Below are 12,574 nucleotides of genomic sequence, written 5' to 3'. Positions count from 1 at the left end.
CCGGATAGGTTTTAAAAAATCGTGATTTATCTCGGTTCTACTAAAAATTTAATAGCTGTTCTTTCTTCTCCATCGATTTCAATTTCAACAAATGCAGGAATCATAATTAAATCCATCCCATTGGGAGCAACATAACCCCGGGATATAGCAATTGCTTTAATAGTCTGATTAACTGCTCCAGCACCTACCGCCTGTAATTCAACCTCTTTTTCATCTCTTAAGACTGCTGCTAAAGCACCGGCAACAGCTTTTGGATCTGATTTTGATGAAACCTTTAATTGTTCCATAAATAATTTAACTCCCCCTCAAAATTAATAATAATATTTTTTTCTATAAAATAGGTGGAGAATCTTCAGGATTATAAAAATATCCTTGAGAATATTTAAACAGCTTGTTAATTAATTCTTGATTAAAAGATTTATTCCTTCTTTATAACAAAAATTAAAGTATATTTTTTAATTTATTTACTTCCTGATCACTTAAATATCTAAATTCGCCTTCTTTAACTCCTTTAAGTGTTAGAAAAGCAAAAGCAATTCTTTTTAAAGAAATAACAGAAAATCCGACAATTTTAACCATTCTTCTCACCTGACGATTCCTGCCTTCGTGAATTACTATCTCAAATTGAGTCTGCTCATCTTTATAATTTACATTTGATATTTTTGCCGGGGCTGTTTTCTGACCATCAATAATCATTCCAGCTTCAAATTTTTCGAACTCTTCCTGACTCAGTTTCCCCTGGACCAGAACTCTATATTTTTTATCTACTTCTTTTTTGGGATGAGTTAATTTATAGGTTAGATCTCCATCATTTGTCATTAACAGCAGACCGGAACTATCATAATCAAGTCTGCCAGCCGGATACAATCTCTGTTTTAAATCGGGAATTAAATCCATTACTGTTGGACGGCCTTCCGGATCCGAGACTGTGGTAATATATCCTTCCGGTTTATTTAATAAAATATACCTTTTTTTCTCTTCACTTATTACTTCACCATCAACTACAATCTCATCTTCTTCCGGATCCACCTTAAATCCCATTTCTTCAACAATTTCTCCATTAACTTTAACTCTACCTTCTGCTATTATTTCTTCTGATTTTCTACGAGAAGCAACCCCTGCATGGGCCATGACTTTCTGCAGTCTCTCCATTTTTTCACCTCAAAATTATAATTATAAATTTTTATTCCGTTTAATTAATATCTATTTAGAATTTTTGTCACTTTCTGCTTCCATTTCTTCCTCTGCTGCTTCTTCTGCAGCTGCTTCTATTTCTTCAGCAAATAATTTTTCTACCCTTTCAATTTCCGGCAGCTCAGCTAAATCTTCAATATCCAGGTATTCTAAAAATTGATCAGTAGTCCCATAGATAATTGGATTACCAATAGTTTCTTTTCTGCCTACTTCTTCTATTAAATCATATTTAGTTAAAGTTGTTAAAGTCCTCTCTACACTAACCCCTCTAATCTCTTCAATTTCAGAGCGCGTTACCGGCTGTCTGTAGGCTATAATAGCCAGTGTTTCCATTGAAGCAGTAGAAAGAGAAGAAACCTTTGTGATGTCAAATAATTGTTCTATCTCAGCTGCAAATTCTTTTTTTGTCTGAAATAAATAACTATCATTATATTCTTTAAGCTGGATACCAAATTCAAGCCCCTGATATTTTTGTTCCAGATAGATAATTATTCGTTCCAGTTTTTCTTCCGAAAAAGCAGTGATTTCTTTAATTACAGTCCGGGGCAGCTTTTTTTTACTGCTAAAAATAAGAGCCTCAACCAGGGCAATCTCCTTTGGTTTTAAATCTTCAAATCCGAGGTTATCAAGTATTTTTTGCTCTTTTTCCCTTCTTTTATTACTGAGATAACTTATCTTATCCTCACTCATCAAATCACCTTTCCATACTGATCCTGATATCAGAAAAATTATTATCCTGGACTACCCTTATTCGTTTACGCTTCATCAACTCTAATAATGCCAGTAAGCTGACCACAATTTCAAGCTGATTATTTTCTTCTTTTATTAAATGAAAAAATGACACTTCGTGGTTAACCTGTCTGATATCTTTTAAAATATCTCTAATTTTATTACTAATGTTAAACTTTTCTTCTTTAAGGTACTCTAATTTAGGATTTTTTAAAACCTCTGTTTCCTCTTCCTTGTCAGCAGTTAAAGCTTTAACCACCAGCTCATAAAGTTTAGATGCTGAAATTTCCAAATCAACCTGCAGCATCTCCGGCATCAGTTCTTCAATATCAACCTTAGCCTGATAGCGGTTCCCGGCCTTCTCTTCCCACTCTTTTAACATTTGAGCAATGTTTTTGAATAATTCATATTCTTTAAGCCGGGTAATTAATTCATGTTCAGTTTCTTCTTCCTCCTGCTCATCATCCACAGGCAGCAGAGCTTTAATTTTAATTTCAATTAGTTCAGCCGCAATAATTAAGAACTCACTTGCCAGATCAATATCAAATTCCCGCATCTGCTCTAAATGTTTAAGATATTGATCAGTGATCTTTGCAAGTGAAACCTCACTGATATTTATTTCATTTTTCTTAACCAGCTGGTATAAAAGTTCCAGCGGACCCTCAAAATCATCAAGTATAAGCTTATAATCCATAACTTAACCTCTTTCTCTTACAGTAATAGTCCGTACATTGTATTTACCAGTGGTCCAATTATACTCCATAAAATTCCTGTGTAGGCAAGTATCAACAGTAAAATCATTCCATAAGGACCTTCCAGTTTACGGATATATTTATCAAATTTAGGTGGTAAAAAACCCATTAAAATCTTAGATCCGTCCAGTGGTGGCACAGGTAAAAGGTTAAAAAAACCTAAACTTAAATTAATAATTACTGCTAACTGAAAGAAAACGAAAAATGTCTGGACAAGGTTACCATAGCCAGCCATCTGCAGCTGGTATAAACTGGAAGAACTAAAAAAGACAATAATTCTTGCTGTCAGTGCGAATAAAGCGGCCAGAAAAAAATTTGCTCCCGGGCCAGCAAGACTGACAAACATCATTCCCTGTCTTGGATTTTTATAATAGTTTGGGTTAATTGGAACCGGTTTAGCCCAGCCAAAACGTCTGGTTAAAATTAAAACCAGACTTCCCATCGGATCCAGATGTGCCAGGGGATTTAAAGTTAACCTTCCCTGAGACTTCGGAGTAGGATCTCCTAATTTATATGATACATAACCATGCATAAATTCATGTAAAGATAAAGAAAATAAAAGTACCGGAATTAGTAATAATAATTCATATATTGTATTCACTATTTCACCTCTTTGTAAAACTGTCTTATTTATATAATCTTTCAAATTTTTATATTATCTCACTTAAATATTTCAAAGCTTCCTCACGACTGTTGAGCTGATCGCGCAGTATCTGATCTCTAATTTCCAATAAATATTTTTTGATTTCTGGACCCTGCTTAATCCCCATATCCATTAAATCATGACCCGAAATTGGAACTTCAATCTCATTTCTAAGCTGCAGGTGCCGAAAAATCTCTTCTGCATACTCCTGCACAAAGTTATTAACGGCAAACATAATTAATTCTTCTGACTGATAAAACTCCAATTCTCTATATCTTAAGGCCGGATCTTTAATTTCAAAAACTGCAGGCTCAATGTTTTCCCAGCTTTTTTGAACAAAAGTCTTTTTTTCTGGAATTGAAAGCGGCCAGGATTTAATTAAGCTTTCTCTACTATTATAAAACAAAATCATTAGTCTGACAAGAAAATGATTAACTTCAAGTTCTTTTTCTCTGCTCAAAGCAAGCATTTTCTCTCCTTTTAAAAACTTAGAATCTCTGCTGCTGTCAAATTTAAAATCATCCTTAATCAGTTTTAATACAGGAATCTGATTCAATAGAATAGCTGAAAATTGAGAAATATCCTTCTGCGCTTTAAATAAATATGACAGCTCAGTAAAAACTCTTTCCAGAGCCAGTTTATGATAATCGTAATTTTTTAGTGATCGCCTGCTTAGTTCAACAGTTTCAGCACTTAGTTTAAAATCTTTTAATATTTGAAAACGAATCCCCCTCAAAATTCTTAAAGGATCATCTCTAAAACTGTAATTATGAAGTACTTTGAGAATTCCACTATTCAAATCATTAAGAGCACCAAAAAAATCATATAAGATTCCTTTACGATCAGGGTGTAAATCAATAACCAGAGTGTTAATTGTAAAATCACGACGAAACAGATCAGAAAAGAGATCAGCTTTTTCTACAAGAGGTAAAGAACCTGGAAAATGATATTTTTCCTCTCTGCAGCTTGCTATATCAATTGAATAGCCATATTTGTTGTGTAAAAATCCGGTAGAAAATTTATTGTTATAATCATATTGATAATCATATTTTTCAGCCAGATGAACAAAGAACTTTTTTAGATCCCCATCCAGCAGGATATCCAAATCTTTATTTAACGGGAGATTAATCAATAAGTCCCGGACCTGGCCACCAACAAGATAAAGATTATATCCTAATTCTGCAGCCTCTGCAGCAAGTTTTAAAAGTAATCTTTTTCTTTCTGCAGGTAGATAGTCCAGTAAGTCTGATTTATAGTGCAGAAATGAAGCCTGCTCATGATTATTTTTCTGATATTTTTTTAATAAATCCAGCCCTTTATCAAGATCAATACTCAAACTTTTATAGGCTGCATCATTATGATAGGGAACATTATGCTGACCTGACTTAACTTTACCAAGAAATTGGATTTTATATTTTAAAAGATTAACACTTTCTTTATTAAAATATACATTATCCTGATCAATTAAATAATTATTTTCTACATAGTAGCTCTGGTCTTCAGCATCAACTTTTAGAGCCACTTTTTTAAAATCAGCTTCTTTTAAATTATTGATTTTTATAATTTTATTCTCATAAGAAAAATATTCTTCCGCCATAGAATTAAGTATTTTATCTAATAATTTTTTTCTTTTTTTCATTATATAGTCACCACTTTAAAAGACTGCCCCAATAGAGGCAGCCTGATTTATAATCTTAATTAATACTATCTAGTTGATTTCGCTCAGATCAATTTCTTTTAAATTTGGATTATCAGCTGCTGACCGGCCTACCTTGGCCAGATCAATCCATTCACCATCAACTTTAACCCTTACTACATCACCTGTAAAATCATTTTTGGTTCCCTCACAGGAACAATTAGATAAAAGCCAGCTGCCAACTCCATAAATATCGACAGGAACCTGTGATGATTCAAAACGATCAATTTTTTCGGGATTAAAGCCTCCGGTTGCTATAATTTTAACTTCCTGACAGAATTTTTTTGCAAGTTCTAAATCTTCAGGTCGTAGATCCCATTCTTTGTAAGCATTATCAAGAGCTTTACGCAAATTAAAAATAAGACGAGCATTAACTCCATTATCAAGTTCTTTTTTACCCAGAGGCTCAACACTTTTATCTCTCAGATCAGAAGAGTTATCCGGTCTTACCCCAAATAATTTATATTTTTTTGCTTGCTTATCTTTACCTGCTTTTAATAATTGCAGGTATTTATCAAACATTGCTTTTAAAACATTTTTACTGGTAGCCACACAATCATTTTTAAAATCTACCAGGGCAATTCTATTAACATTAAGCGGCATTAAACGACAAAACTGCAGCATTGCCTCTGCCGTCTCCCCTAAAAATGATGCTACATAGGAATGACTAATAGTTCCTCCACCTTTACCACCCCACCAGGCTCCCTGTTCGTCAGTGGAAATATAGCGCTGGGTATTGGTGCCGTATTCGTTATTATAAGCATTTACTCCTAAAGAATAGGCATAGCCGTGCATTGCCTGAGATTTATAATGAGTAAATCTGGCTGGAAAAAACAAAATATCCTTTCCTCTTGCAGCTACCATTACCTGATAAACATTAGTAGCTATCCGGGAGGCTTCTGTCAGAGAACCCAGAATTGGAGTTTCCAGAATTGAAAAATCACGATAACGTCCTCTAATTTTAATCACCGGATCAACATTATGAGGATTCCCTTTGTAAAAGGCTTTTTCCCCATCATGACAGGCTTCAACTTCTAAGTTAGAGGAAGTATTAACAAAATTACCCTCCTCATCCTGATAACCTGTAGCTGTTTTTAAAATAGAAAGAGCCTCATCAATTCCGCCTAAAATACAAAATGGCTGGCGTCTGGGAAAAATCTGCATTTCTACTTCAATATTTCCAATATCCTGTTCTTTAAACTGATAACCTTCTTCCGACAACTTAGTTAAAATACCTGCTATGTTGCGAAAATAAACATCTGAATACCAGCCATCTGCCATTCTTTTTCTATCCAATTGGAATAGTTCAGTTTCCAGACGCTCACCATTAAAAATAGTCATAAACTCACCTCAAAATTACCTTATTTAATTATTTCATAAATTAGTTCTTTTTTATCTTTCTTTTCTGCAGTAATTGTAAAAGCTTCCAGCAATTTTTGTTTTGCTTCTTCTAAATCATTACATTCATTATAGTGAAGCACAGCCAGTGTATCTCCTTTACTTACTGGATCAGAAATCTTTTTCTTGATTTCTAAACCCGCAGCAAGGTCAATTACAGACTCTTTATTTTCTCTGCCAGCACCTAAAATCATCGCAGATAGTCCAACATCTAAAGCCTTAATCTCAGATATATAACCATCTTTTTCTGCTTTAACCTCAAAAGTTGCATCCGCAATTGGCAGCAGGGATAAATCTTCAATAACATTTGCATTACCACCCTGAGCAGAAATCATTTCTGAAAACTTAGCCAGAGCTTTTCCATTTTTAAGATTTTCTCTTAAAATCTCTTTGCCTTCTTCTATATCTTTAATTTTCCCAGCAAGCTGCAGCATTCCAGCCCCCAGTTCGATACAGAGTTCTGTTAAATCTTCAGGACCTTCCCCTTTAAGAGTTTTAATTGCTTCTTTAACCTCAAGTGCATTACCAACAGCATTACCCAGAGGCTGATTCATATCAGTAATATAAGCGGTGGTATCCCGACCTACTTCTTTACCAATAGCAACCATTGCTTTTGCCAGTTTTTTAGCCTTTTCAAAATCTTTCATAAAAGCACCATTACCGGTTTTAACATCAAGCACAATTGCATCTGCTCCCCCGGCAAGTTTTTTACTCATGATACTGCTGGCAATCAGTGGAATAGACTCAACTGTAGCAGTTACATCTCTTAAAGTATATAACTTTTTGTCAGCAGGAGTTAAATTTCCAGTCTGTCCAACTACTGCTATTCCATGCTGATTTACATTATCAAAAAATTTATCTCTATCTAAAGATGTATTAAAACTTGGTATAGATTCTAATTTATCAATTGTTCCACCTGTATGACCAAGTCCACGCCCGGACATCTTGGCCACAGGTATCCCTGCTGAAGCGACAAGGGGAGCCAGAACAAGGGTTGTAGTGTCACCTACACCACCTGTGCTGTGTTTATCAACCTTAATTCCCTCAATTGGACTTAAATCTATCATGTCACCTGATTCCGCCATCAGCATAGTTAAATTTGCAGTTTCTTCAGCATCCATACCCTGAAAATAAACTGCCATTGCCCAGGCTGACATCTGATAATCCGGAATTTCTCCTTCAACATAACCATTGATTAAGAATCCCAGTTCTTCTTTATTTAATTTTTGACCTTCTCTTTTTTTATATATTATATCATATGCACGCATTATTAAACCCTCCAGCTAAATATTTTTAATAATACCCCTCATTAATTTAATAAAATCAGGTCTTACCTTTTCCGCTATTTCAACAACTTCTTTATGATCTAGGGGCTGATTTAATACTCCAGCAGCCATATTTGTTACACAGGAAACTCCAACAATTCCAAGTCCCATATGATTGGCCGCAATTACTTCTGGAACAGTTGACATCCCAACTGCATCAGCACCAATAGTCCTTAGATATTTTATTTCTGCTGGTGTTTCATAACTGGGCCCTGATTCAGCAGCATAAACACCTTTACGAGTTAATATTCCATTATCTCGAGCTACATTTTCAGCCACTTCAATCAGTTCTTTATTATAGGCTTCTGACATATCAGGAAAACGCGGACCAAATTCCTCATAATTTTCACCTATTAGTGGATTATCTCCCATTAAATTTATATGATCAGAAATTATCATAAATTCACCGGCACTAAATTCTTCATTAACTCCCCCGGCGGCATTGGTTAAAATCAATTTTTCTATTCCAACCTCTTTCATAATCCTAACAGGCATTACCAGTTCCTGCATGGAATAACCTTCATAATAGTGGGTCCTTCCCTGCATAGCAATAACTTTTTTTCCTTCTAATTCCCCAATAACAAATCTGCCAGCATGACCCTCTACTGTCGAAACAGGAAAATGTTCTAGTTTACCATAATCTATATAAACAGGATTTTCAATTTCCTCTGCCATTACCCCGAGTCCAGAACCTAAAACAAGACCAATCTCCGGCTTATAATCAAGCTGTTCAGAAATAATCTGAGCATTCTTTTTAATATCCTTAATCATAATTTAATCCCTCCAAATTAGTAATTTTTTATTTTTCTCTAAAATCAATCTAAAAAAATTTAGTTAAAACTTCTCCAAAAAACTATCTGATTGTAAATTTATAATTTATAAAAATATATAGCTAAATTATTATATTTTCAAAACAAATTTATAACGAGTTGACTTACAAACTTTTATTAGAGAGAGTTAATGATTATTGAACTTAAATCAGGCCGAAAAAAACGAGGTTTTGAGCTGCCCGTGCCACAGGAGGTGGTAATCGGGCAGGAAACCTGATTTAAGTGAGATATGAATTCTACTTTCTCTTTAAAAGTTTTATGGAAAGAGCTTATAATTTTGTTTTGAAAATAATAAGCTTATCAGTATTGCACTAAATTATAAATTTACCATCACGATAGATCAATTCACCATCAGCATAAATTTCTCCACCGTCTTTCATATCACAGAGCATATCCCAGTGGATTGTAGAGTTGTTTTCTCCTCCAGTTTCTGGATAACTGCGTCCTAAGGCTAAATGAATTGTTCCACCAATTTTCTCATCAAACAGCATATTTCGGGTGAATTCTGTTATTCCCTGATTACAGCCAACTGCAACTTCTCCTACATATCGCGATCCCTCATCTGTATCTAGCAATGAATGTAATAACTCCTCACCTTTAGCCGCAGAAGCATTAATCACCTTACCATTTTTAAATTCCAGTCTTATATCTTCAATTTCTTTACCGCTGTAAATTCCCGGAAAAGAAAATCTAATTATTCCTTCAACACTATCTTCAATTGGCCCGGTAAAAACTTCCCCTCCTGGATAATTTTCCTTACCCTTATCAGCAATCCAGGTTCTACCTTCAACCTTACATTTTAAATCCGTTTCCTGAGAAATAAAATGCAGCTCATTTTTCTGATTTAAAATCTTTGCAATTCTTTCCAGTTCTTTACCGAATTCTGTCCAGTAAGCAACAGGATCCTTTTTGTTAAGATGACAGGCCTGATAAACAAATTCTCTATAATCACCTAAAGACATCCCTGCTTCCTGAGCATCAGCATGAGTAGGAAACTGACAAATATTCCAGTTCAAACTTCCCTCAGCCGCTCTGTTCATCAGAATTTCGCTAATTTCTTTTTGGGCAATTGAATGCTTCTTTATTTTTTCTGGATCAACACCGGCCAGATTTTTAGTATTATTGTGGCCTAAAATCCTTAGAGAGGCATCAACATTTTCCATTAGATGTTTGATAAAAGGAGCACTGTAATTAAGCTGTTCTTCTGAAGCATATTTATAAAAAAGTTCTGCCTGTTCTTCAAATTTAGTTATTACCAGCGGATGTCCACCGTTTTTAAGTACTTCTTTGTAAACTTCTTTAATTAAATCTTTGCTGACATCTTCTCCCTGAATTAAAACCTGATCTCCCTTTTTAACTTCCAGAGAATAGTTAACCAGTAATTCTGCATACTTATTTAATTTAGCATCTGCCATATTTTAACCTTCTTTCTAATTCAATATTTTAAAACTAAAAAATCACCTTACCGTATGTGCCGCCTCCTCCTGACTGGAAGCTGAAATTCTGCTGACGTGCTTTCTTTATTTTTTTAAAAATTCTACTGCTCATACATTCTTTTAATTCGGCAGTAGATAAATTATGAATAACATCCATTTCAGTGCCGCAGTTTTCGAACAATTTAGCGGCAGTTTTTTTCCCAATTCCAGGAATATCTAAAAGTGGTACCTGATAAACATATTCAGGCCGGTGTTCAGGATGTTCTGGATTCCTATTTGCTGCAATTTCTAAAATCCTATCCTTAACTCCTACCACTACTTTTTCTGAGCCGCAGTTTGGACACTGTAGAACAGCTTTTGCTCCAGAAAAAGTTCTGTCACATTTTTCACAATGAGTCCTGTGATATTTTCCTAACTCAGGATTTAAACCATAATTCTTTTTAATACTGCTGCCTGATTCTCTTTTTAAAGCCTGAAGGACTGAATTATAATTCAAACCTTCTAACTCCATAATATTATATTCTCTGGCAATTTTGGGCAGAGAATGAGCATCAGAATTACTCAAAAATGTTTTTGAGCTTAATTCCGGCAGTAGATCAGCCATTTCTGTGTCAGCACTAAGTCCCAGCTCTATGGCTGGTATCTTTTCCCACTCTGCTGGTGTAAAAACTTCTGTATAAGTTTTAAAAGCTCTGCCGTAAAAACTTTTATGAGGAGTAAAGATATGAGCAGGGATCATTATACCACCGTGATAATCCACAATTTTTAAGAGCTCTTTTCCAGTTAATTTTGCAGCCTGAGAACTTAAAGTGATATTGGAAATATAATTTTCCATTGTCCCGCTAAATTCTTTGATCTGCTTTATTTTTGGAAAAAAAGCTAAATAGTGTACCTGACCCCCATTTTCCTCTCTGCTTTCAATTTCTGCCCCAGGTAAAACCAGCAGCTGATCAGAATAGAGTATTCCTCCCTGATCCAACTCTTTCATTTCTCCAGCAGCCAGCATTTGATCTATATCTTTAAGAACCACAGGAGAGGCACAGTCAATAATTCCAATTATATCAAGTCCCTTTTTAAAAGCAGCCTCTTTTAAGATATTGGGAAAATTCAATTTTCTGGAGGCTGTAATTTTAACCGGACTGCCATCACTACCCCCACCTATATGGATATGTAGATCAGCAAAATATTCTTTTTTCATTAAAAATCACCAAGATAGTGCATGACAGCAATTAAAGTTTTACTGTCTTTAATTTTACCAGACTGCATAAGTTCTTTTAATTCTGCTTTAGTTTGGGGTACAACTTCTATATATTCTCCTTCTTCTAAATCTCTCCCCACATATTTTAAGTTTTCTGCCTGATAAATATAAATAGTTTCTGTACTATAGCCTGGTGTAGGAAAAAATTCGAATAACTTGCTGAATTTTTCGGCTGTATACCCAGTTTCCTCTCTTAATTCTCGCCTGGCACATTCCTCAACCTTTTCCTCCAGTTCTAATTTACCAGCTGGAATTTCATAAATCACTTCATCAACAGGATATCTATACTGCCTGATTAATAAAATTTTGCCTTCTTCATTTTCAGCCAGCACAGAAACTCCCCCGCTGTGTTCTACTACTTCCCGGGTAGATTTATGTTTATTAGGAAATTCTACTTCATCTCTATATAGTTTCAAAATATTTCCTTCATATATTGTTTCAGATGCGGTTCTTATTTCCTTTTTAATCTCCATTATAAGCCTCCATTTATGAAACTTTTAAATCAACCACAATTTTGTCAGCAATTCTAGCAATAAATTGAGAATTGGTAGGTTTAACATTTTCATTTATATTATTTTTGAAATATTTTTTTAAAGCTTTTTGATTTCCTCGCTGCCAGGCAACATCAATTGCATGTCTAATTGCTCTTTCAACCCTGCTGGGAGTAGAATCAAATTCATCTGCCACCCGCGGGTATAATTCTTTAGTTACTGCACCCAATAAATCCATATCTTTAATTACCATTTTCACAGCCTGGCGTACATAACGATAACCTTTAATATGTGCCGGAACTCCCAGTTCCTGAATGATTTGAGTTATGTAAGGTATATAATTTCCATTCTCTATCTCTAATTGTGGATCCTGAAAATGTATATTTTCTGAAACTCCCGTATTTTTTTCCATCAGCTGTTTAATTCTCTGCTGCAATTTATCCAGATCAAAAGGTTTCATAATATAATAATGAACTCCTAAATCAATAACTGTCTTCATTATTTTATCATGCCCCATAGCTGTTAAAGCAATTACTTTCATCTCTCCAATTAAATCCTGGGAGTTTAGTTCCTCTAAAACACCAATCCCATCAAGGTGGGGCATTATTAAATCTAAAATTAAAACATCTGGATTTTCATTATTTTTTAAAAATTCAAGAACCTGTTCTCCATCATGTAAAATTTCTACAACATTAAATTTCTCATTCACCTCAAAAAATTCAGCCAGAAGCTGACAGAATTCCTGATTATCATCCACAATTAAAATATCTATAGTCTGTCCCAATATTTTTCCCCCTCTTAGAATAAAATTAGTTATCTATC

General features: G+C 34.5%; 13 protein-coding genes. All 13 read right to left on the bottom strand.

The genetic code is table 11. The features are described 5' to 3' along the window. Positions 1-26 precede the first annotated feature (26 nt). The 13 genes from C7958_RS03215 to spo0A all read right to left on the bottom strand — a co-directional run bounded on the left by C7958_RS03215 (position 27) and on the right by spo0A (position 12,536). The gene (locus tag C7958_RS03215; RefSeq protein WP_089719155.1) at positions 27-287 is read right to left on the bottom strand and encodes a stage V sporulation protein S; all 261 of its coding nucleotides are present in this window, start codon (positions 285-287) and stop codon (positions 27-29) included. 154 nt (positions 288-441) lie between these two features. Further along, positions 442-1,152 (bottom strand): pseudouridine synthase, encoded by a 711-nt coding sequence (locus C7958_RS03210; protein ID WP_111571237.1) that lies wholly within the window; start codon positions 1,150-1,152, stop codon positions 442-444. Positions 1,153-1,203: 51 nt separating this feature from the next. Then, positions 1,204-1,884 (bottom strand): SMC-Scp complex subunit ScpB, encoded by a 681-nt coding sequence (scpB, locus tag C7958_RS03205; protein ID WP_111571236.1) that lies wholly within the window; start codon positions 1,882-1,884, stop codon positions 1,204-1,206. Between the two features lie 4 nt (positions 1,885-1,888). Beyond that, on the bottom strand, positions 1,889-2,617 hold the full coding sequence (locus C7958_RS03200; protein WP_111571235.1) for a segregation and condensation protein A: 729 nt from the start codon (positions 2,615-2,617) through the stop codon (positions 1,889-1,891). Between the two features lie 17 nt (positions 2,618-2,634). After that, positions 2,635-3,276 carry a site-2 protease family protein gene (locus C7958_RS03195; RefSeq protein WP_111571234.1) on the bottom strand — a complete coding sequence of 214 codons (642 nt, stop codon included), beginning with the start codon at positions 3,274-3,276 and terminating at the stop codon, positions 2,635-2,637. 49 nt (positions 3,277-3,325) lie between these two features. Beyond that, entirely contained in the window at positions 3,326-4,957 is a 1,632-nt protein-coding gene (locus C7958_RS03190) for a CCA tRNA nucleotidyltransferase (RefSeq protein WP_111571233.1), read from the bottom strand. Between the two features lie 69 nt (positions 4,958-5,026). Further along, positions 5,027-6,355: a nicotinate phosphoribosyltransferase gene (locus C7958_RS03185; RefSeq protein WP_111571232.1), complete on the bottom strand. Its 1,329-nt coding sequence runs from the start codon at positions 6,353-6,355 to the stop codon at positions 5,027-5,029. Positions 6,356-6,375: 20 nt separating this feature from the next. Then, entirely contained in the window at positions 6,376-7,680 is a 1,305-nt protein-coding gene (locus tag C7958_RS03180; RefSeq protein ID WP_111571231.1) for a pyrimidine-nucleoside phosphorylase, read from the bottom strand. Positions 7,681-7,695: 15 nt separating this feature from the next. Further along, the gene (locus tag C7958_RS03175; protein WP_111571230.1) at positions 7,696-8,508 is read right to left on the bottom strand and encodes a purine-nucleoside phosphorylase; all 813 of its coding nucleotides are present in this window, start codon (positions 8,506-8,508) and stop codon (positions 7,696-7,698) included. 370 nt (positions 8,509-8,878) lie between these two features. After that, positions 8,879-9,982 carry an aminopeptidase gene (locus C7958_RS03170; RefSeq protein ID WP_111571229.1) on the bottom strand — a complete coding sequence of 368 codons (1,104 nt, stop codon included), beginning with the start codon at positions 9,980-9,982 and terminating at the stop codon, positions 8,879-8,881. 34 nt (positions 9,983-10,016) lie between these two features. Beyond that, positions 10,017-11,201, bottom strand: a complete 1,185-nt coding sequence (locus C7958_RS03165; RefSeq protein ID WP_111571228.1) for an endonuclease Q family protein — start codon at positions 11,199-11,201, stop codon at positions 10,017-10,019. Next, positions 11,201-11,734: an NUDIX domain-containing protein gene (locus C7958_RS03160; RefSeq protein WP_111571227.1), complete on the bottom strand. Its 534-nt coding sequence runs from the start codon at positions 11,732-11,734 to the stop codon at positions 11,201-11,203. The genes C7958_RS03165 and C7958_RS03160 overlap by 1 nt, the downstream gene beginning before the upstream one ends. A gap of 13 nt (positions 11,735-11,747) precedes the next feature. Continuing rightward, positions 11,748-12,536, bottom strand: a complete 789-nt coding sequence (spo0A, locus tag C7958_RS03155; RefSeq protein ID WP_111571226.1) for a sporulation transcription factor Spo0A — start codon at positions 12,534-12,536, stop codon at positions 11,748-11,750. Positions 12,537-12,574 lie beyond the last annotated feature (38 nt).

The sequence above is a fragment of the Halanaerobium saccharolyticum genome (assembly GCF_003259895.1).
GTDB lineage: Bacteria > Bacillota > Halanaerobiia > Halanaerobiales > Halanaerobiaceae > Halanaerobium > Halanaerobium saccharolyticum_A.
This window is presented reverse-complemented; position numbering and strand designations above follow the sequence as displayed.